General features: G+C 52.3%; 16 protein-coding genes. 9 read left to right on the top strand and 7 right to left on the bottom strand.

Translation table 11 applies throughout. From position 1 onward, the window contains the following. The 3 genes from ACSV5M_RS12245 to ACSV5M_RS12235 form a co-directional block, all read right to left on the bottom strand. Positions 1-1890 (bottom strand): iron-containing redox enzyme family protein, encoded by a 1890-nt coding sequence (locus ACSV5M_RS12245; protein WP_439176518.1) that lies wholly within the window; start codon positions 1888-1890, stop codon positions 1-3. Positions 1891-1907: 17 nt separating this feature from the next. Continuing rightward, positions 1908-2666, bottom strand: coding sequence for a sterol desaturase family protein (locus ACSV5M_RS12240; protein ID WP_439176517.1), 759 nt, complete (start codon positions 2664-2666; stop codon positions 1908-1910). Between the two features lie 174 nt (positions 2667-2840). After that, positions 2841-3584, bottom strand: a complete 744-nt coding sequence (locus ACSV5M_RS12235; RefSeq protein WP_439176516.1) for a ferredoxin--NADP reductase — start codon at positions 3582-3584, stop codon at positions 2841-2843. Positions 3585-3857: 273 nt separating this feature from the next. Between ACSV5M_RS12235 and ACSV5M_RS12230 the strand changes: the two genes are divergently transcribed. The 8 genes from ACSV5M_RS12230 to ACSV5M_RS12195 all read left to right on the top strand — a co-directional run bounded on the left by ACSV5M_RS12230 (position 3858) and on the right by ACSV5M_RS12195 (position 13391). Continuing rightward, the gene (locus ACSV5M_RS12230; RefSeq protein ID WP_439176515.1) at positions 3858-4244 is read left to right on the top strand and encodes a BlaI/MecI/CopY family transcriptional regulator; all 387 of its coding nucleotides are present in this window, start codon (positions 3858-3860) and stop codon (positions 4242-4244) included. A gap of 18 nt (positions 4245-4262) precedes the next feature. After that, positions 4263-5816 (top strand): TonB family protein, encoded by a 1554-nt coding sequence (locus ACSV5M_RS12225; RefSeq protein WP_439176514.1) that lies wholly within the window; start codon positions 4263-4265, stop codon positions 5814-5816. A 104-nt stretch (positions 5817-5920) separates the two neighbouring features. Next, positions 5921-6550 (top strand): energy transducer TonB, encoded by a 630-nt coding sequence (locus ACSV5M_RS12220; protein WP_439176513.1) that lies wholly within the window; start codon positions 5921-5923, stop codon positions 6548-6550. 60 nt (positions 6551-6610) lie between these two features. After that, positions 6611-7450, top strand: coding sequence for a class I SAM-dependent methyltransferase (locus ACSV5M_RS12215; RefSeq protein WP_439176512.1), 840 nt, complete (start codon positions 6611-6613; stop codon positions 7448-7450). 69 nt (positions 7451-7519) lie between these two features. Then, positions 7520-8194: a 2OG-Fe(II) oxygenase gene (locus ACSV5M_RS12210; RefSeq protein ID WP_439176511.1), complete on the top strand. Its 675-nt coding sequence runs from the start codon at positions 7520-7522 to the stop codon at positions 8192-8194. 228 nt (positions 8195-8422) lie between these two features. After that, positions 8423-9871 (top strand): circularly permuted type 2 ATP-grasp protein, encoded by a 1449-nt coding sequence (locus ACSV5M_RS12205; RefSeq protein WP_439176510.1) that lies wholly within the window; start codon positions 8423-8425, stop codon positions 9869-9871. Further along, entirely contained in the window at positions 9872-10855 is a 984-nt protein-coding gene (locus ACSV5M_RS12200; protein ID WP_439176509.1) for an alpha-E domain-containing protein, read from the top strand. It abuts the gene before it with no gap. Positions 10856-11027: 172 nt separating this feature from the next. Further along, complete coding sequence (locus ACSV5M_RS12195) at positions 11028-13391, top strand: hypothetical protein (protein ID WP_439176508.1); 2364 nt, start codon at positions 11028-11030, stop codon at positions 13389-13391. Between the two features lie 157 nt (positions 13392-13548). Here ACSV5M_RS12195 and mltF read toward each other — a convergent pair whose 3' ends face one another. Continuing rightward, positions 13549-15066 (bottom strand): membrane-bound lytic murein transglycosylase MltF, encoded by a 1518-nt coding sequence (gene mltF / locus ACSV5M_RS12190; protein ID WP_439176507.1) that lies wholly within the window; start codon positions 15064-15066, stop codon positions 13549-13551. 384 nt (positions 15067-15450) lie between these two features. Here mltF and purL point away from each other — a divergent pair, with 384 nt between their 5' ends. Next, a complete protein-coding gene (gene purL / locus ACSV5M_RS12185) occupies positions 15451-19320 on the top strand; it encodes a phosphoribosylformylglycinamidine synthase (RefSeq protein WP_439176506.1) in 3870 nt (1289 codons plus the stop codon). 48 nt (positions 19321-19368) lie between these two features. On the opposite strand, the gene ACSV5M_RS12180 is transcribed toward purL, so the two are convergent. From ACSV5M_RS12180 to ACSV5M_RS12170, 3 genes are read right to left on the bottom strand one after another with little or no spacing between them, the layout of a single operon-like run. Then, positions 19369-20955 (bottom strand): diguanylate cyclase domain-containing protein, encoded by a 1587-nt coding sequence (locus ACSV5M_RS12180; protein ID WP_439176505.1) that lies wholly within the window; start codon positions 20953-20955, stop codon positions 19369-19371. Then, a complete protein-coding gene (locus ACSV5M_RS12175; protein ID WP_439176504.1) occupies positions 20952-21380 on the bottom strand; it encodes a hypothetical protein in 429 nt (142 codons plus the stop codon). The genes ACSV5M_RS12180 and ACSV5M_RS12175 overlap by 4 nt, the downstream gene beginning before the upstream one ends. Beyond that, entirely contained in the window at positions 21380-22651 is a 1272-nt protein-coding gene (locus tag ACSV5M_RS12170) for a hypothetical protein (RefSeq protein ID WP_439176503.1), read from the bottom strand. Before ACSV5M_RS12170 ends, ACSV5M_RS12175 begins: the two co-directional genes overlap by 1 nt. Positions 22652-22798 lie beyond the last annotated feature (147 nt).

Here is a 22798-nt window from a genome sequence, read left to right as displayed (position 1 = left end):
TTATTCCTCCAGAATGTGGTCAAATTGCATTTGATACAGTTGGGCTGTGCGCTTGGCTGTTTGCAATATCAACTTTGCGGCGCGCGGATTGATGGTCAGGGTTATTTCAACCGCTTTAAGCCAGCGCGCGAGATGATGCTCATCGTTAGCGCCGTGATATTCGAGAAAACGAAACGCGCTGGACGGCAAGTCGACGTGTTTGCGCAACAGGGGCAATAGCGCGGGGATGATACGTTGTCCCGTGCCTTCAATAATGTAAATGGCTCCCAGCAAACCGACTGGATCGGGAGACGCAGCCAATGCATGAAGATACGTATTCAAGGCATCGCCGCCGGGATTACGACGCAGATCATCCAGTGCTGTAGTGCCGCCGGCAGCCAGATAATCCTGATACAAAATCATAAAATCGTTTTGCTCATCGCCCGCGTGGGTTTCAATCAACTCGCCCAGTGCTGCATACTTCTCGCTGAGAGACTGCACAGCTTCGCGCATCCACTTACTGCCCTCCCTGACTTGCGGAACCCATTGCGCCGTCCATTGACGATAATCATCCTGAGTAAACTTCCGGGAGACCAGTTTGTGAATCACGGGACTACGCCAGACATCGGAACGGTAGTTGTGCCAGATATTTGCCAGGCTCGTCAGAAGCTCGCGCAAATGATCGGGAGCGGTGCGTGGATCGTGTGGTGCCTCAATGACGGGGAATGGGGGATGGTTAACTGGCTCGGCGATAGTGCCTGGTGCTGGTGAAGGCTTCACTTCTGTATCGGATGACTCTACGTCAATCAACATATAAGCCGCACTGATGCGACCGGACTCGGGAATAAAGCAAAAAATTTTCTCGCCCGGTTTCAGCTCCCGCGTTTCCAGAAATTCCGCCAACATAATAAAAATGGAAGCCGCCCCGGTATTGCCACGGGTGGTGAGGTTACTGTACCAACGTTCGCGCGGAATACTTAACCCGGCTTTGTCCAGCAATTCCTCAACAACAGGAATAAAACGTTCGGAGGAGTAATGACAAAGAAAGTGATCAATGTCCCGGGAATCGATCCAGCCTTCGCTCACCAGCTTCACATATTCATGGATGCTCACGTCGAACAAATGTGGCAGTAAGCGAATGTCCTGGCGCAATGAAAGTGCGCCGGCGGCTTCAGCTTCACTACTGGAGGGAAAATCAAGAAAGGAGGTTTGTCGATCTTCTGTTAAGCCCAGTTGCATACAAACGGGATAGTCACCGGCAAAACTTTTCTGGTGAATCCAGTTTAACTTCAGGCGTACAGGGCGCGTTGATCCAGGTTTGCGGGTCAACAATAGCGCGCCCGCCCCGTCTGATAGCATCCAGCGTAAAAAATGCGCGTCAAAATCACTGTGGTAACCGCGCGGTGCGAAACGGGATTGCTTGAACATACGCGACGGCAATTCTGCCGCAGCGACCAATGCCTGTTCATGACCATTGAGTTCAATTGCCTGTGCGGCAAATGCCAGGGCACTGACACCGGCGGCACACACACCAAGGCTTGAAAGTGTTTCCATGGGCGGAGCGCCGAGTTCGCCGTGAACCATAGCGGCAAAACCTGGTATAAGCGCATCGCTACCAGAGGCACCCACCGCTAACAAACTGATGTCTTGCAGAGTGGTGTGGCTGCGATTCAGGCAATCCTGTATGGCGTTTACGGCCAGGCGTGTATGGGACACGCGCGTGTTGCCCTGTTCGTCGATGGCGTAGTGGCGAGTCTGAATGCCATTTTCTTTGAGAATTTTTTGTTTGATGCGTTTTGACAGTCGATTGATCGGCGCAATAAACGTATCCATCGCGTCATTGTCCACCGGATCGCCGGGCAGAAAATAACCGGCTGCATCGATATAAACCTGATTAAAACGAATAGGCATAAGTTGTCCTTAATAATTTACGATTGACGAGCGTGCCATTTTTCAAGCTGTGATGCGGCAGCGTCATCAGGAAGGCTGGTGCCCAATAGGCGATCCATAAAAGCAAACATAAAACCGAAGTTACCCTTGAAGCAGGCGTGGTGCAGCTGATGACGTCGGCTTGCCTGAAACCAGGGCTTGGTTCCATGCGGATAAATTTCATAATTCGAATGACCAATACTGTTGAACAATAAACTCATTAAGGGCAGGGTAATCAGCGCTGCAATGCTGAAATTATGTACCCACATGGGCCACACAATCACATTGCCCAACAGTATGGCTTCCACCGGATGGAAGCTGTAAGTAGACCAGGGCGTAGTGACCACCGAGCGATGATGGGCGAGATGGAATTGCCTTAACCAAGGTGTATGCAACAAACGGTGGGTAATATAAAAGTGCACTTCATTCCATAATAACAAGACGAGCATTTCCAGAATAACCTGCACGGCGGATGGCTCAAGAGCAAGGTTTACCCAACCCTGCCGCAGAAGCCCCCATGGCAGCAATAAGCCTACACCGAAAATCAGGATAGATAATAAAGACAATCCGATCTCACGTTGCCACTGTCCTTTGGTGAGCGGCCGGGGGTCGAGCTTTCGGCCGATGCCCCACGCAGGCAGGAGACGCTCAGTCAGCAACCAGGTCAGGCAACCATAGATGAGATAGATACCGGCAAAAAATACCGTTCCCGCTATTACAATCTGCCATGCCGAAGCCGTCAGGAAAAATTCGCGCATAAAACCAACCCTGAAAAAATGATCGCCGTTCACTGGCGTAATGCGTGCCTATACTGCGCAGTCTGTGGGTAGGGGTCAAATCTTTTTCGTTAATTTATGAACCGGGCGGAAAAACAATACCGAAGGTTTTAGCTGTTGATACTCAACGGGCAAAGCGCGGTAATAGAGGAGGGATCATTGATAGATTTCAATGGTAATTTGGCCCGGATCGCGACGCTCATTCCGTTTCAAGCCGCGTTCGGTTAACACCGAAAGGCAGCTGTTGACCATACCGCTATTACCACACAACATGACCTGGGCATTGTTTGCCGTCAGGGTTAAGTCCAGCAGATTTTCTACTTCGTGGCTTAATAAAAGATCCGGAATATGTTGCGTAAAATGCGGTGTATCCGCTTCCCGAGTAACCGAATAAAAATAATGGAATTGCTGCGAATGCGATTGCTTGATGTGTTCCAATTCCTTGTGATAGGCCATCTCACTATGGTCCCGTATCCCGTGGATAAGTATCACCTGTTCAAAACTTTCCCAAGGGTCAACGGTGCGCAACATGGACAGGAACGGGCTCAGCGCTGTGCCGGTGGCACACAGCCACAGTTGTTGGGCTGCTGGTACCAGTGACAGGACAAAAAAGCCCCCGGCTCTGGGGCTGCTGATCACCTTGTCGCCCGGTTGCAGTTGAAATAAACGTGGCGACAACAGGCCGCCTGTTACACGATTGAAGAAGATTTCCTGGACAGGTTTGCCGGGCGGGTTCACCAAAGAGTAGGGACGAGTGACCGTTTTGCCGTTGATCTCCAGCCCCAGATTAACAAACTGACCGGCTTCAAATTCGGGTAAATCCAACAACAACCGCAGGGAACAGAGGTGATTGTTCCATTGATGTCGCTCTACAATGGTGCCAGTTAACCAATTTGGCATATCCGCTCCTGGTAACAGCTCACATTCATCATGCTGCTTCTTGATAAGCATAGCTGCCTCCGGCACACCGTGCCTTACCGACGCGCATCTGCGCTATTCCGTTCTGACAGTCTGAATAAAAAGTGCTTATTAATCAATTAGATATCGCATCGGCTATAGGATGGTGCTAAATTTTTAGCACAAGGCGCTTGACTTATATTTTATCGGTGCTAATTTTTTAGCATAGTGCTAAAAAATTAGCACTCTTCACTGAATCACATTGATGGAAAGGTTATGGCAAAAGATCCCTTGCACAATCAGCTCAGTCGGCGCGAACGCCAGATTATGGATGCCCTCTTTGAGCGGGGCGAGCTCTCTGCCCAGGGTGTTCGTTCAGCTATTCCTGACCCACCGAGTTATTCTGCTGTACGTGCATTGATCGCCAAATTGGTGGAAAAGAAATTAGTCGCTTACCGGGAAGACGGGCCGCGCTACATTTATTTCCCTGTTGTTGAACGCAGCGAGGCGCGCGCCAATGCATTACAAAAGTTGATCAAGACGTTCTTCGATGGCTCTACGGTTGCCGCCGTCAATGCGCTGCTGGGAATGAACAAGCAGCAATTGAGCGATGCAGAAATTACCGAATTAAAAGCCGCGATTGAGAAAGCAAAAAAGCAATAATGAAAGAGCGAGGCAGGTATGGCCACAGAAAGTGCTTTAAGCATACTGACACTGTTGCTGATCAAACCGTTATTGATCATCTTCGTTGTTGCCACCGGATTATTTTTGTTACGTAAAAAATCTGCTGCCTTGCAACACTTCTGGCTGGCGAGCGGTTTGCTGGCGTTATTATTGCTCCCATTATTATTCAGTTTTTTGCCGGAGATTCAGTGGCAGGTAATCCCTTTTGCTGAACAGACATCGCCTGTTTTAAATGCACTGTATGACATGGCTAACTGGTTCAACGATTCCGAAAATTTGCTAGTGATAGTAGCGCTTTATTCATTGGGCTTGTTCTGGCTGTTATTTTATTTACTGCTCGGGATTCTCGGGGTTGCACTCCAAACTCGTCGGGCAAAGCCCTGTGACAATAGTGAATTGCAGCAGATCCTGGCTGAGTTATGTGAAGAGATGGACGTGGCTGGCCAAGTGACTTTGCTCTCCAGCACTGCGGTGAATTCGCCGCAAATGTGGGGTGTTTTTCGCCCGGTCATTATGTTGCCCACGGCAGCGAATCATTGGAGTAGCGAACGTAAATTATCCGTGCTGCTACATGAGTTGGGGCATGTGGCGCGCTACGATTGGCTAACCATGCTGCTGGTGAAACTATGTTGCGCGTTTTTCTGGTTTTTACCCCCGGTGTGGTGGTTGGCAAGCCGTTTATATCACTACGCCGAAATAGCTTGTGATGACTATATCTACCGTTTGCATAACAACTGGCAGCTGCGTAACAAAGAAATTGTTTACGCGGAGAATCTGCTGGCCATGGCGCAGGCAGAAAAAAATCCTCCCGAACCGGCGTTGCCCATGGCAGGACATTCGCCGGTGTTTTATCGCATAGAAGCCATTCTGGATCGCCGTCGCGAGCGCAACAACGCCACGCCGGAAGCAAGACAATATTGGGTGTTGGCATTGCTGATGTTGCTCTTGCCCCTGGCCAGTTTGCAACTCATGCCGATACAGCAGACGTTGATGGCGCAGGTTTTAAAGATTCACTTGTCGAATGTTGCTGGCAATGATGCCACACCCATTGCTGCAGAAAAAAGTACGACACCTGTGTATCGGCTGGATGCGGACACCTTGCGCCAATTAAAGCAACAGTTGCATGTAGGAGAGTCACCCAGCCTGCCTCAGGAAGCACTTATTGTGACTGCCAGCCGTGATCTTGGGCGCCCCGCTAATGAACGGCAGTCCATCAGCCCTGTGCAGCTTCCGCAACCGTTCATCCAGATGCAGGGCTATATGCCGGCAGAGATGGTGATCCCCACCTATCCGCGCAATGCACTGGACCGTGGGACGGAGGGCGAAGTTATCGTTTCATTTTCCATCGCTGAGGACGGATCTATCTTTGCCCCGCGTATTTTACAATCGCAACCCCGCCAGGTATTCGACAAGGCTGTACTGACAGCTTTAAAAAAGTCCCGCTACCATCCGCAGATTATCAACGGCGTTCCCGTCATTATCGAAGGCGTGACAGAAGTATTTACCTTTCAGATCCAGCAACCCCTCATCGCTGAAAAACGACGACGATAATCTGATTTTATCCCGTTAAACCTACCGCTTTTTGCCCGTACCGGGACGGGGGAAGTCATGCCCGGAATTTGTTAAACCTTTTCATTATTAACGAGGATCATCCTATGACTACACTTACCTTGGCCAACCCGTTTGTACGTTTGTTGGGAATTTTACCGGCTGCATCTGTTGCGACTTTGTTGATTTTGTATCTGATGCATCAGTTGGTACACACAGATTTTGTTGACATTATTGAACCGGAAGACGACGAGGCAATTACAGCATTTATCAATGATGCATCCACTGACATTAAAAACAGATATGAAAATTTGGACAAGCCCGTCAAGCCGCTACCGCCAACAACACCGCCGGAAGCGCCGGAACTGGACCCGGTTGATCCAAACGTAAAAACGACAACGCAGGGTTTGTTGACGCTTGTCAAACCGAAAATCGATGTTCAGCTTGACGGTTCTTTCGGTGATCGGGCGATGCCATTTATTAAAGTACAACCCAATTACCCCACCTCTGCATCCTCGCGCGGTATTGAAGGTTATGTTGATGTCATGTTTGACGTGGCGCCAACAGGGGCGACCGAGAATATTCGGATCATCAATGCGGTTCCTTCAACTATTTTTAACAGCAGTGTTATCCAGGCGATTAAGCGCTGGAAATACAAACCCAGGATGGTCAATGACACACCGGTTAAATCCTATGATGTTCGCGAGCGCATTACTTTTGAATTAGCAAAGGGGTAGGTTGTCCTGCGGGCGGGCAGGATGGATAATGCTCCACCCTGCTGCGTACCGATTAATAATATGACTGATACCCCACTCGCCATATGTAGTCTGCCGGTTGTCTGTAACGATGAAATGTATCGTGAACAGGCAGCGGCACTGGCCCATAAGTTACAGCAACCGCTGCTGTTGAACGCAGAACCGCAGGCACTGACCCAAAGTGACTTTGTACTGCTGTTGAACGAGCAAGGCGTAGCTTTGCAACACACTGGCCGCAAAGCGCCCGGCCCCATACGCGCTGAATTTGTAGAAGGGGCAGTGGATCATCGGCGTAAATTTGGTGGGGGAAAAGGCCAGATGATTGCCAAGGCGGTAGGTATTAAAGCTGGCGTTTATCCTCGCGTACTGGACGTCACCGCCGGGCTTGGAAAAGATGCGTTTGTGCTGGCCACTCTTGGCTGTCAGGTGCAACTGCTCGAAAGGTCTCCGGTGGTTCACGCCTTGTTGGAGGATGGCCTGAAGCGCGCGCATCACACCGCAGCAGAACACGATCCTGCCTTGCCCGATATAGTGCACCGTATGTCGTTACTCCATGCTGATGGTCGTGCTTATCTGGTGTCGCTCACCGAGGTGGATTTTCCTGATGTAATTTACATGGACCCGATGTTTCCTGAGCGGGACAAATCGGCAGATGTCAAAAAGGAGATGCGTGCGTTTCATTCATTGGTCGGTAAGGATGATGATGCCGATGAACTCCTCGCCGTGTGTTTGACCAAAGCACGCTATCGCGTGGTGGTTAAGCGGCCGCGCAAAGCTGCCTTTGTAGGCGGTCGCCAGCCCTCCTATCAGTTAGAAGGCAAATCCAGCCGTTTCGATATTTATGCGTTGCGTAAACTCCCGGTCGCATTGCCACCCCACTGAAACCATTGGCGTAATCACAACCTTTGTAGTATATACGCGCTCCTCTTGGGTCTGTGATGGGAGCCGGCCTTGTGCGACACCGCGTTTGTTCATAATGATCAGCTATTTGACCGCATTGCCGACGCGCTGGTTGAGGTCGGTTATATCGTCCTGCCCCAAGCTTTGCCTGTCTCGCTGGTGGATCAACTGGTAGCGCGGTTGCACGCGCTGGATGACGAAGACTTCAAGCGCGCCGGCATCGGGCGCCAGGATGATTTTCAGATTGATACCAGCGTGCGCCGTGACCGTATTCGCTGGTTGCAACAGGAACACGCAGCCGAGGTGGCATTTTTGAAATGGATGGATGAACTGCGGCTCGCCCTGAACCGCCGTTTGTTTATGGGATTAATGGATTACGAGTGTCACTTTGCCAGCTATGGCATTGGCGCGTTTTACAAAAAACATCTGGATGCGTTCAAGCGCCCCGCGCCCTTGTTACAAGCGCCGCTCCAGATTTCACCGCTTCAGGCACAGCCCAGTCGTGTGCTCTCAACCGTGCTTTACCTCAATCCGGATTGGCAGACTGGCGATGGCGGAGAATTACGCCTCTACGACGAAGCCGATGCACTGGTGCTGGAAACCATCGCACCGGAATATGGCAAGCTGGTGATCTTCCTCAGCGAAAAATTTCCTCACGAAGTCCTGGTCGCCAAGCGCGAACGCCACAGCATTGCTGGCTGGTTCCGCGTCAGCGGACCGATGTAAACCCGCCCTTTTCGCAAGACTTTGCTATTATCCAGAAGCGCCCTGAAGCTGTGCGTGCTGCATCAGCATGGGGCGGCGGCTGTTGGGCGCGCGCCTTATGGCGGTGGATTTACTAGCCCGGCGCAGTGCTTACAGGAGAGATAGTTGGTTGGCAGGAGCTTTGCAAGCAAGCTGCTGACGGAGAAGTGATTTTTCCGATCATCGTTTTCAGGCAACAGGGATTACTCTATGCAGATAGATTGGCGCACTTACTCTCCCGGTCAATTTTATGATGAACTCATCAGTTCTCCCGGTAACGCGCGCAAAGCGACTCGTCACCTGGCCAAATATTTAAGCTCGTTAACCGGCGATGAGTTACAGGAGCGCAAGCAGTCCGCCGAACTCGCTATCAAAACCATGGGGATCTCATTTACGGTTTATAGTGATGCTGGCAATATCGACCGCGCCTGGCCGTTTGACATTATCCCGCGCATTATCCCGCAAAAAGAATGGCAGAAAACCGAGCAGGGTCTGATCCAGCGCTTGACCGCTCTGAATTGTTTTATCAACGATATTTACAACGATCAGAAAATCATTAAAGACAAAGTCCTGCCTATGGCATTACTGGCGGACTCGGTCAACTTCCGCAAGGAATGTATGGGCATGAAACCGGCCTTCGGTGTCTGGGCTCATATTTGCGGCAGTGATTTGATTCGCAACGAAAAAGGTGATTTTTTTGTCCTGGAGGACAACCTGCGCGTGCCCTCCGGTGTGTCCTACATGCTGGAAAACCGTAAGGTGACCAAACGGGTTTTCCCCGAGTTATTTGAAAATCATAATATTGTTCCTGTCACCGAATATCCCAATCAATTATTCGATACGCTTGCCGCATTATCACCACGCCCGTTAGATCGACCGGAGGTCGTGGTGCTGACGCCGGGCATTTATAACTCCGCGTATTTCGAGCATTCCTATCTTGCGCAGCAAATGGGTGTGGAGTTAGTAGAAGGCAGCGATCTGGTAGTGGAAAACGATTGCGTTTATATGCGCACCATCAAAGGCTTGTCGCGGGTAGATGTCATTTACCGACGCATTGATGATTTATTTCTCGACCCGGAAATGTTTAACCCGGATTCCATGCTCGGTGTACCCGGCTTGATGCGCGCCTGGCTTAAAGGCAACGTCGCCCTGGCAAATGCGCCCGGTGCCGGCGTGGCGGATGACAAGGTGATCTACACCTTTGTGCCGGCGATGATTAAATATTACCTGGGCGAAGAACCCATCCTGCCCAACGTGCCCAGTTACCTTTGCATCGATCCCAAGCAATGCGAATACGTGTTGGCCAACCTCGATAAACTGGTGGTGAAGCCAGCCAATGAATCCGGCGGTTACGGCATGATTATTGGGCCTCAGGCGAGCAAGAAAGAGCGCGATGAATTTGCCTTGCGTATCAAAGCCAATCCGCGCAATTACATGGCGCAACCACTGATCTCATTGTCCACCGCGCCGATTCTCGCGAACAAAAATGCTGAGCCGCGCCATATCGATTTACGGCCTTTTGTTTTGCAAGGTAAAGAGCATTACGTCACGCCCGGTGGGCTGACACGAGTGGCCATGGTGAAAGGTTCCTACGTGGTGAATTCATCGCAAGGTGGGGGCAGTAAAGATACCTGGATTGTCGTTGAGGGGGATAAATAAATGTTATCTCGCGTAGCTGAACGTATTTATTGGTTGGGCCGCTACATGGAACGCAGTGAAAATGTGGCGCGCATGGTGAATGTGAACTCCAACTTACTGCTCGACCTGCCGCGCGGTGTCAAGGTGGGGTGGGGCTCGCTGATCGACATCAGCGGCACTGGCAACTATTTTAACCGCGATACTGATCAGGCTGATGAACGCACGGTCGTGCGCTTCATGCTGGCGGATAAGGATAATCCCTCGTCGCTATTAAATTCACTCAGTTGGGCGCGGGAAAATGCGCGGATCACGCGCGAGACCATGCCCATGGAAGCCTGGGAGTTGGTCAACGATCTGTATCACAGCATCAAGGACAACGCTAATGCCATGACCGCACGGCGCGAGCGCAGCAGAATGTTGTTGCATGTCATCAATCAGGTCCAACAGTTTACCGGTTTGCTGGCCGGTTGCATGACGCATAACGATGCCTACGATTTTATTCGCCTGGGACGCAACCTTGAGCGCGCCGACATGACCACGCGTATCGTGGATGCCGGCCTTGTGCATTTGTTGCCGCATTTGTCGTCTGGCAGTGGCAGTGGTAGTGACGTGTTGCAACCTTACAATAATGTGTTGTGGATGAGCGTGCTGCGCTCGTTGAGCGGTTATCAGATGTATCGCCAACATGTGCGGGATCGGGTGAACGCGAAAGATGTGGTGACATTTTTATTACAAAACGAAAACTTTCCGCGTGCCGTGGCTCATTCACTGGGTGAGCTGGAAGGGTGCCTGAAAAAATTACCCAATAGTAAATTCGCGTCCAACGCGGTCGCCACGGCCATTGCACATGTCAAGGCCGCCGACATACCGCAGTTGTTGGAGAAAGGGCTGCATGAGTATATCGACGAGATTCAATATGAAATCGGTAACCTGCATTCCGTGATTACCGAAACCTGGTTCCTGCCGGTAAAAATAACCTCATCGCAGAAGCAATCGGCAGCCTGATTCGCGCCAATTTACTCCCTAAGCTACCTTCCAGGAATCTGGCGCAGTATCGTTTGTCGTCAGAATCCTTTCCTGTCACACAATGCCGAATCCTGTCTACACTGTTTGTTGGTAATAGGTTATCTTCTGGGGCTGGAACGTTTGACTGGTTGTTTTCTCTTGGAGAGTGGTGATGAAAAAAATAACGAATGCCTTACTTACCGTTGTCTGTTTTTCGTTGATATTACAAGGGTGTGGCAGCGATGATAATGCCAACAGCGGTCCCGAACCTTCCGGGCCAGCCGTGTTTGAACCGGGCACCCACCCACGTTTTGATCCCGTTGCCCAGGATCTTCCCTTTAATACCGATTTGATCTTTGCGGCAGCCGCCACCAGTGACGGCACTGCAAATGTTGGCGCTGCTACCGATCCTGTCCGTGCCGCGTTAAATATGCTGGATGGCTTTTCCACTTCGGCATTTTTCGATGTGCTGATCCAGGGCAGCGTTAATGCAGCCACGGTCGTTCCCATGCAGACGGTTTTCCTGCTGGAAGTCGATACTGGCGGTAATGATGCGCTGAATCCGGCCAATGTGGTCGGCCTGGTCGGTCCTGCCGCTTTTGATACCCAGGTGGTTTCCGTTGATGGCGGCACCAACAATGCCATTCGCATCCGTCCCACTGCGCCGCTTAAACCCAAAACAAAATATCTGGTCGTTCTGACGAATGACATCATGGATGCCGGCGGGCAGCCCTTGACACCCTCCTGGACCTACAACGCCCTCGGCGATCCTGGATACCCGACACTGGCTTCCCTGGTGCCAGTGCGCAATGCCATTCTTGGCTGGGAACAACTGGCTGCAGGTTTCCTGTCCGCCGTGACCCCACTGACTGCAGCGGCGGCAACGGAAAAGCTGGTGCTGACTTACACTTTTACCACAACGGATCCCCAGGCACCGCTGGTTGCCATGGCCTCGCCCCGCGCCGCAATTGCCGCCATGCAAATAGCCGCAGGTGAGGAACCGGCCACGGCAGTCGGTAACGTGATGGCGCTGGACGGTGCCGGCCTATTGCCCACACCCAAGCCTCGGCCAGTGGGAATATCGGCTGATACCGGCCTGGACTTTGCGATCCTCACGGAAGGTTTGCTGGCCGGCAATGTGGGCTCTCTTTATACCGGGTATATCCAGTTGCCTTACTATCAAACCGGCCCGGACGGTTTGCCGTTTGGCGCGTTCCTGAGCCGCAACTGGCAGCCGGACACTACCTTGGCTGGCGCATTGGGTGTGACTGTCCCGGCGGATGTAGATGGCAGTTTCAATGTGACCTACCGCTATCCTTTTGCGGCCAGGACGGCGGATGAATCGGTACCCTTGCAAGTGACGCTGCCATCTGGAAGTCATGTGCCTGGTTATGCTGGCGTCCTGACCTGTGGCCAGATATACGCCGCCTCCGGCTATCCGGTGGTTATCTATATCCACGGTATCACCAGTGATCGCACCTCAGTACTGGCGCTTGGCCATACCCTGGCCAGTCAATGTGTGGCTACTGTGGCTATCGATTTGCCCATGCACGGGATTCCTGCCACCAGTGCCTTTGTGAATGTCCTCAATACCGAGCAAAGCAGCATGATCCCCTTCGATATCCTCTACGGTGACAACGCACCGCGCGAGCGCCACTTCAACGTAGCGGGACCGGGCGGTGCACCGGCGCCGATGAATTTCGAAACACCGGGCGCGACCGATGGTTCAGGCGCGCAATTTATTAATCTGGGATACCTTGCCAACACCCGTGACAACAACCGTCAGGCGGTGATGGATTTGCTCAACCTCAATGCGAGCCTGGCAGACATTGAGGCAACATTGCAGGACTCGCTTGCGGTCAGTTTTGATCTGGATAGGGTGTATGTCGTGGGGCAATCGCTCGGCGGCATTATCGGCAGCGTATTCACCACAGTTAATCAGATGGCGATTGCCAACGACGCTCAGGTCGGATTGGCATCCAATCTGAATCCGATTCGCGGTCTGGTTGCTTCTACGGCGGGCTCGCAGGTATCGCAGATCCTGGTAAATTCCGCCACCTTTGCGCCGGTTATCAATAATGGCTTGGCCGCGGCGGGCGTGAATGTCGGCACCAGCAACTACGAACGTTTCCTCTACGCCGCTCAAAGCACACTGGATTCCGGCGACCCGGTCAGCTTTGCCCGAACCCTGGGTATGTTAAATGTGCCGGTGTTATTGCAGCAGGTTAATAATGACCTGGTCATTCCCAATGGCCCGGAAAGCGCGCCCTTGGCCGGCACCGAAGCATTGGCCGATCTGTTGGGTGCGGAGCAGTTGGATATTGGTATTGGTCAGGCGCTGGGGCAGGGTATCGTGAAGCTCACCGCAGGTGATCATGCCTCACTGCTGCGCCCCGGTAGCCCGGCAACCGCGCATATCACAACAGAGCTGCAGACCCAGGTGGTGACCTTTGTGTTAAATGAGGCAAAAGTGACTATTGGTGCTGGTGCGCCGGAGAATATTGAGGCGCCGGAAGCTGAAGTGGTTGTTGATTGATATTGGTACGATGTGAGTTTGGCGTTAGGGCATGTATGTCAAAACCCTCAATTCAGGGATGAATTGAGGGAGCTACACGGACGTATCCATGCGTTTTTGGCATACATGCCCTAACGACAAACGGATTCCAAAGTACTTACCTGCAACACAGTAGAAGCTATAAAACCGAAAGCGAAGAAGTATTGAAACTGTTGCGGCTGAACTTGCTCTTCACCGGTTGCAACGACTCGGTTGACTCTAACGGTATCTGCACATCCGTCTCATCATCGTGCGTCACTGCCAAGCGGCGTTGTTCATGTTGGGAGTGCCAGGCCAGGATCTTGTGATAATTGCGCACATTCTTAACGTAAGCCACCGGCTCCCAACCGCGCGCATAACCATGCTTGGTCTTGCTGTAGTACTGGCGTTTTGCCAGCAGCGGTAAATACTTGCGCACATCACCCCATTTATTCGGGTCGTCGCCGTGGATTTCCGTTAACACCCGCGCATCTTCCAGATGGCCCATGCCGACGTTATAGGCGGCCAGGGCCATATACATCCGGTCATCGCCGGTTACCCGCGCTGGAATCCGATCCAGTAAGTTGCGGAAATATTTCGCCCCACCATAAATACTTTGTGACGGATCGATACGGTCTTTTACGCCCATATCGCTGGCGGCGGCCAGGGTCAACATCATCAAACCGCGCACGCCTGTACGTGATTCGGCGGCGGGATTCCAGTGGGATTCCTGATAACTGATTGCTGCGAGCAGTTGCCAATCCAGATCAAATTTTGCGGCGGCTTCTTTTAAACCGTCTTCCCAACGCGGCAAACGCTTTTCCAGCCGATAGGAAAAGAGCAGGGCATCGCCCGTGGTGACTTCAACGATGGGTTTATAAAACTGGTCGGTTAACGCGGCGAGTGTGCCGTCTTGTTCGATGCGTTCCAGGTAAGCCTGGGCTGCATCAAACAGGCTGGTATCGATGCTGTAGGCGAAAGCCCAGGCCAGATCTTGCGCATCACTGATATCAAATGCCGTTTGCGCGCGTGGGTAGGCGTGGCGATTCAGGTCGTAGGAGTTGGAGTCGACGATGGCGTAATCTGCCAGGCCCTTGTGGATCATCTCCAGCAACTCGATCATCTCCAGTGCCGGCTCTTCCCGCCAGGTAAGTTCGGGGTAGGTTTCGCGCAACTCCTGTAAACGTTCGACGTGGGATGATTCAGAGATAACGACCAGGTCTTTGCCCATCAGGTCGAGAATACTGCGCGGCGCCGGTTGACGACTGTTATAGATCAGCTGTTGTTTGACCTTCATAAACGGGCGCGTGAACTTCACGCCTTTACTGCGGGCGGGTGTGACGGTAATACCGGCAGCAGCGAGGTGATTCTGTTCTTTGCCTACAGCATTAAAGATCCGGCTGAAGCTGTCCTCATCCTGTATAACCAGATCAACCCCCAGCTCATCGGCAAAGCCCTTGACCAGTGAGTATTCAAACCCGGTCAAGCCTTCTGGGCCTTCATAATAGGTGGTTGGGCCATTGCGTGAGATAACACGTAGTTGGCCATCGGTAAGGACTTTTTCCAGTGTGCTGGGCAAGTAGCTGCGTACCAGCATCAGTGAAATGGCAATGATGGACAACCCGCTGAACAGGTTGGAAATCATTCGTTGGGCGGCTTTGCGTTTGCCTATCTCCATATACGGTGTCTCCGGATTTACGGATGCCGAATCTATTCCATTGCTGACCCGTGCAAAATTTGCGCGATCTTAATGCCTCTTACCGTGCGCCGCTAGCTTGTTTTTCACTCAAAAATAGTGTAGCTCTTGAATGAAAATTAATCAATTTTCGCGCCAAACCCAGATTCCATCAGGGTTTTATCGACACCAGAAGCCGGTTAACCCAGTAAAAAATCTTCGAAAAAATTGTTTAAATTGGTAAAAAACACCACAGGCTGTGTAAAAGTCAGCTGCAGACCACAAGCAGAGGGACGAGGGGCCATTACAAATGATGTTAACGGCCAGAGGATCAAGTACAATTGCGCCCTCTTTTAACACCCCCCGACGCTTGAGGCTCGTTCCCCTATGCTGATTCTGCGTGGCGCCCCCGCTCTTTCCACCTTTCGCACCCAAAAACTTCTGGCCTCGCTGCAACAACAGGTTCCCGCTGTGACGGGCATTGCTACGGAATATGTCCACTTCGCTGACCTTACCGCTCCGCTGAATGATGAGCAGCAATCTATCCTGCGTCAGTTGCTGACCTATGGCCCCAAGGTTGATGGCGAAGTCAGTCACGATGGGCAATTGTTCCTCGCAGTGCCGCGCCCTGGCACGATTTCCCCTTGGGCATCCAAGGCGACGGACATCGCCAAAAACACCGGACTCTCATCAGTTCGTCGGATAGAACGGGGTATTGCCTATTACGTGACCGGCACTTTCGCCGATGCGGACAAATCGCTGATCGCTGCACAGCTCCATGATCGGATGGTGGAAACCGTTTTCGATTCACTGGAAGCCGTAGAACAACTCTTCATCAAACAAGAACCGGCCCCACAAACCAGCGTGGATATTCTGGGCGGTGGCCGGGCAGCGCTGGCTGATGCCAACCGCTCTTTGGGGCTGGCCCTGGCGGAAGACGAGATTGATTACCTCGTGGAAAGCTTCCAGGCGTTAGGGCGCAATCCCATTGATGTGGAATTGATGATGTTCGCCCAGGCCAACTCCGAACACTGCCGCCACAAAATCTTCAATGCCAGTTGGACTATCGATGGCGTTGAGCAGCCGCGCAGCCTGTTCAAGATGATCAAGAACACCCACGAAGTCGGTGGCGATAATGTCTTGTCCGCCTACGCCGACAATGCGGCTGTGGTGTCTGGCCCGGAAGCCGGCCGCTTTTATCCGGAGCCTTCCAGCAAAACCTACGCCTACCATCAAGAACCTATTCACCTGTTAATGAAGGTGGAAACCCACAACCATCCGACCGCTATTGCCCCGTTCCCCGGTGCAGGTACCGGTGCAGGGGGGGAGATTCGCGATGAAGGTGCGGTAGGTCGTGGCTCCAAACCCAAGGTCGGACTCACCGGTTTTACGGTTTCCAACTTACAGATTCCTGACTTCACTCAACCGTGGGAGCAACCATACGGTAAGCCTGGTCGCATCGTCGGTGCGCTAGATATCATGATCGACGGGCCTCTCGGTGGTGCTGCTTTTAATAATGAATTCGGCCGGCCCAACATTTGCGGCTACTTCCGGACCTTTGAAGAGAGCTTTGACGGCGAACGCCGCGGTTACCACAAGCCGATCATGCTGGCCGGTGGTTACGGCAACATCAAACAGGAACATATTGAAAAACCGCCTTTTGCGGCGGGCGCCAAGTTAGTGGTGCTGGGCGGGCCGGCGATGTTGATCGGGCTCGGCGGCGGCGCGGCGTCATCTATGGCGTCCGGCAGCTCATCAGAAGACCTGGATTTTGCTTCTGTGCAACGGCAGAACCCGGAAATTGAACGGCGCTGTCAGGAAGTCATCGATAGCTGCTGGCAGCAGGGCGAGCAGAACCCCATTGCCTTTATTCACGACGTGGGTGCCGGCGGTTTATCCAATGCCTTTCCGGAACTGGTTAAAGACGGTGGCTGCGGCGGTAAGTTTGAGCTGCGCAATGTGCCCAATGATGAACCTGGCATGAGCCCGCTGGCGATCTGGTGTAACGAGTCCCAGGAGCGTTATGTACTGGCCATCAAACCGGAAGATTTGCCGCGCTTTGAAGCGATTTGCCAACGCGAGCGTTGCCCTTACGCGGTCGTGGGTGAGGCAACCAGCGAGAAGCATCTGCTGGTAAATGACAAACATTTTGATGCAAAACCGGTGGATTTGCCGATGTCAGTGTTGTTTGGCAAACCGCCCAAGATGCACCGCACCGCGGAGCGTTACCAAGGCGCGACCCACAGTTTTCATACCGGCGATATCAACATCAACGATGCCGCTGAGCGAGTGCTCAAACATCCTGCCGTTGCGGCTAAAAGCTTTCTGATTACTATTGGTGACCGTTCGGTAACCGGTATGGTTGCGCGCGACCAAATGGTTGGCCCCTGGCAGGTGCCGGTGGCGGATTGTGCAGTGACGACGGTCAGTTACGACAGTTATCGCGGTGAAGCCATGGCCGTGGGTGAGCGTACACCCGTTGCGTTACTGGATGCACCCGCTTCCGGCCGTATGGCGATTGCAGAAGCCATCACCAACATTGCCGCAACCCGTATTGAAAAGCTTTCCGATGTAAAACTCTCGGCAAACTGGATGTGCGCTGCCGGCCACAAGGGTGAAGATGAAAAACTCTATCGCACCGTGGAGGCCGTGGGTATGGAGTTGTGCCCGGCTCTGGGAATTACGATTCCCGTCGGTAAAGATTCCATGTCCATGCGTACGGCGTGGCAGGAAAATGGCATCGACAAAGCCGTTACTGCCCCCTTATCGCTGGTCATTTCGGCATTTGCACCGGTGGTGGACGTGCGCAAAACCCTCACCCCGCAATTGCGCACGGATAAGGGCGCAACGGATTTACTGTTGGTGGACCTGGGTAACGGCAAGAATCGTCTCGGTGGTTCTATCCTGGCCCAGGTATACAATCAATTGGGTGATGGACCGGCAGACCTTGATGACGCAGCGCAACTGAAAGCTTTCTTTGACGTTATGCAAACCAGCCTGGCGGCAGACGATCTGTTGGCGTATCACGACCGCAGTGACGGCGGCTTATTTGTAACCCTGGCGGAGATGGCCTTTGCCGGCCACTGTGGTATCGACATCAATATCAGCGGATTGGGTGAAGATGCGCTGGCGGTCTTGTTCAGTGAAGAACCCGGTGCGGTATTGCAGGTCGCGCGGGAAAAATCGGCGGCGGTGACCGCGCGTTTCGCCCAGGCGGGACTAAACGTGCAGGTGATCGGTGAGCCCAATGAAGAAGACTGGCTGCACATTGAGCAGGACGGCGAGATGATCTTTGATCAATCCCGCGTGATCCTGCAAAGTCTGTGGGCAGAGACCAGCTACCGGATTCAGGCACTGCGCGACAATCCGGACTGCGCAAAACAGGAATTTGAACAACTGCTGTGCAATAACCCTGGCTTAAGTGCATCGTTGACTTACGATCCGAATGAGGATATCGCGGCACCTTATGTCAATACCGGCGTACGTCCTTCTGTTGCGATTTTGCGTGAGCAAGGTGTCAACGGTCAGATGGAGATGGCGGCGGCATTTACGCGCGCCGGTTTTGCGGCGGTGGATGTCCACATGAGTGATCTGCTGTCCGGTCGCGTTGCGTTGGATGCATTTAAAGGTGTGGTGGCCTGCGGTGGTTTCTCTTACGGTGACGTTCTGGGGGCAGGTGAGGGCTGGGCCAAGACAATCCTGTTCAACAACCGTGTGCGCGATCAGTTTCAACAATTTTTCCATCGTGATGACACCTTTTCTTTAGGGGTGTGTAACGGTTGCCAGATGATGTCCAATTTGAAAAACCTGATTCCCGGTGCAGACCATTGGCCGCGTTTTGTACGCAACCTGTCTGAACAATTCGAAGCACGTTTCAGTCTGGTACAGATCCAGTCATCGCCTTCGGTCTTGTTCAGTGGCATGGCCGGTTCGCATTTACCGGTGGCGGTGGCTCACGGTGAAGGTCGTGCAGAGTTTGCTAACGATTCGGCGCTGCAAGCTTGTGATCAGAGTGGCACGGTGGCCATGCGTTTTATCGACAATAATTTGAATGCCACGGAGTACTACCCGGCCAACCCCAACGGTTCACCGCTGGGTATTACCAGCGTCACCAGCCGTGATGGTCGCGCCACCATCCTGATGCCGCACCCGGAGCGAGTGTTCCGTACGGTCAGCAATTCCTGGCATCCCGATGATTGGCAGGAAGACGGTGCCTGGATGCGGTTATTCCGCAACGCGCGCGTATTTGTTAATTAATGCGCGATGAAAAAAGGAGGCAAAAGCCTCCTTTTTTCACACCAATGTTCAGGTTTTCTCGGGCGGTACACTTTCTTCATCATAAACCGCGTAACCATTTTTTCCTCGCCGCTTCACCGCATACATTGCCTGATCTGCGTGACGACGCACGCTGATCTCATTGTCTCCGTGATCCGGATACAGTGCAATGCCAATACTGATACCGACTGTTTCATAAACGCCGGGCTGGATCTCAATCGCATCCTGTTGGGCAGTCACAATTTTTTGCGCAATGGTGCGTGCCATGGCGAGATTTTTGGTTTGGTTCAATACAATTAAAAATTCATCACCACCCAGGCGCGCGACAATATCGGAATCGCGCACCAGGCTGCGCAAACGTGAAGCCACGGTCTTAAGGACTTCATCGCCTGCCTCATGGCCATAGGTGTCATTCACATATTTAAAGCCATCAAGATCAATCATCATCATGATCCAGCCCTTCCCGGCAATACCTGAGAGATTTGCCAAAAAGGAATCCGCGGCCTGACGATTGAATAAGCCGGTCAAGCTGTCTTTTTCTGCCAGTTCGCGCGTATGTTCTTCCGATATTTTCCGCTGGGTAATATCGTAGATGACGCCTTCAACCGTGGGTGTCTGCTGCTCGCTACCCGCCGGTGAAAAAATACAATGAACCCAGCGAATATCCTGTTGATGACTTTTAATGCGTAAATCGGCAGAGCAGGGATGTTGTGTATGCAATGCCTGTTGGATTAATTCTTCAGCTTTCGTGGCATCGATAAATATTCTTTTGATGATATCGGTGGTGCCCAGGGAAGCCGGTGTCTGATCGGTCAATTCGGTGATGCGAAAAAAAGCGGGGTTTGCCGTGACCAATAACCCGTGGTCATGCACTAAAAAAATACCGGCACTGCTGTCTTCAAAGATGCCGCGAAAGCGATGCTCAAGCAACTCAACGCGATGACGTAACTGCCGTTCTTCTTCCAACATTTTTTCCACGGTATTCAGCAGTGAATTAATGTCACCGACCAGCAAGCCAATTTCATCGCTGCGGTGCAATCCTGCCACATCCAGGCGATTGCCGTCACCGGGTGTGATGCGGTGCAAGCGTCCCGACAAACTCGCCAGTGGGCGGGTCATCATCCAATACACCATAATCAAAACCAACAAGGCAACCACGGCTGCCTGGGCGGCGAGGCCGATGGTCGTTGCGGTAGCGGAATCCCGCGCGCGCAGGGCTATCAAGGGAAGGTTAGGTAGCACTGCGACAACACCGACCACCTCCTGCTCATCAAAGGGCGCTTTCAGATTCAGTGAAATAGGCGTTTGCTGACTGCCATTAACAGGCTTGCCTTGTTGGCCAATAATGTCATCGCCCGCGCGTATTTGTGCACCCACAACAATGTCATTAATCGACAGACCCGCCACCACTTCCTGGGCAAGCTCACGGTTGCCGACATAGGCAGCAATCGCCGCTGTGTTACTGACGGTTTCCAGCAGCTGGCGTACAGACCGTTCGCTGTCGGCAAACGAATTTTCATAACTGCGTTTGTAAAAAAAATAGGAGGATAAAATCACGACGAACAGCGCAGCCGCCGCAACACTCAAGGAAAGTTTTATGTGCAGGCTTTTAATCATTCCGGTTGGGATAACTCCATCACTACCTTCACCGTTGAAGGTAATGCTTGTCTGGGTACATACGCAATAGCGGCAGGGTTTTCAGCAACCGCCTGGATAATAGCCTGGTCGTCACCATATTGTTTGGGGGGTGACATACGGCCCGCAAAGATCAGGGTGGCCCAATAAGCATCCACCTGAGCTTCACTCTTGCCGGTCAGTGCTTTATAAAAACGGGCTCGCAGTGGTGTGCCTGCGCGAAAATCCAGAGTTTGTGCTGATTGACCATTGGGAAATGCTGTCACGCGCCCCATAAATAAATCCACCACCTGTTTGCGTTCCAGTCGCTCCAGTGAATTGTCTTTGTGCACGATCACCAGCAAATCAGCTTGCGCCAGGCTGCCGATAAACAGGCTCAATAAAATAATCAATCGTTTAATGCACATCAGAACAATACATCCATCGCCAGGCTGACCACGGTGGGGTGTCGATCAATATCCGCCCCAATGGGTTGATTACGAACCCACAAACCGCTGCCATCAACCTCAACGTCAAATTTTTCCACCTGTAACTTTAATGCCATCTTACTGGCAAAGTCCCAGCGCGCGCCAAGGCCATAACTTTTTTGTTCGAGTCGTACGCCTTCAAGACTGGCGGAGGTGACATAGGCCAGAAGGGCAAGTTGTTCTGCGACAGGCGATGGATAACCCGCCGGTGGGATAATGGCCGGTACATCGTTTTTGGGGCTGACGTAACCACCGATGCCGTACACAGATACGGCGCCGAAGCGCTGGCCAATGCTGAGATAAAAATGGTGGCTGTTTGGCATCAGGCTGGAATCACTGCGCAGATCGGTTGCTTCTGCCTGTGCCCACCATTCATTGTTGTCGTACCCGATACCGAACTCGTTGTAAGCGATGTATTTATTTTGTGTGCTCAGATCGCGGGCCAATCGATTGGCGTCAGGCCAGAGTGGTGTTGCACTGGTGAGTGCTGCGGACAACCCTTCAACAACATTGTTGTTGATATCCACATGGGAATAGCTGTAGCGAAATTTCCAGTCATCCCACTCGAGTTTGAAACTGATGCCCGCTACATCAAAATCCATATTGACGCCGGGCGTATCGGCATCGGCCGTTGGATAATCCTCATCGGAGTTACCGTAAAATAATTTGATGTTCAATGTACCGTGCCGCAAGTCGAAGCGTTTATTAACATCCATACCATCGAAATGGTAGAAAGATAAAAAGCCGTAGAACTCCTGCGGTGGTCGAACCCAGGGAAAGGCGTAGCCGACTTGCCGGTATTCAGACAACATGAAAAGGTCGCTGCCGAGCCGGCCGACACGAACATCCAGACCGTCTACCGGACGATAACCGACAAAGGCCCATTCAATCGCCTTGTTGAGATTATTGTTGTAGCGCTCTTTGGCGACCAACTGGACGGTGGTATCAAACTGATCTGACCAGCGGCTTTGCCATTGCACGCCAATCAGCGAGTCTGTTTTCCACGCAATCTCGTCATCGTAAGAGCCATCAGCCTGGGTGACATCGCGACGAAAGCGCAGGTCAGGGTTGTCATTGACGACGATACCCAATGTGGCAAATCCGGAAAAACGGTGATCTATCGAATCGGCAGTCGCTGTAGCAGTAATGGCAAGGCCTGCAACGAAGCTCAGCAGGGTTGTATAGCGGGAGACGTTTATTTTCACAAACACCGGAAAGAATCCTGTATCGGTACACCTGCCGAAAAGCAAGGCGGGTTGATATGACTTGTTGAGTATAGACAGGGTTTGCCCATTACACACAGGATTTACTGTGCACGTTGTAACGCGCAATGGGGTAGCGGATAATCCCGTGATCCG

Origin of the sequence: Cellvibrio sp. ARAG 10.3 (assembly GCF_051846955.1) — a bacterium.
Taxonomy (GTDB): Bacteria; Pseudomonadota; Gammaproteobacteria; order Pseudomonadales; family Cellvibrionaceae; genus Cellvibrio.
Note: the sequence above shows the minus strand (reverse complement) of the source record. Positions and strands in the feature narration are given on the sequence as shown.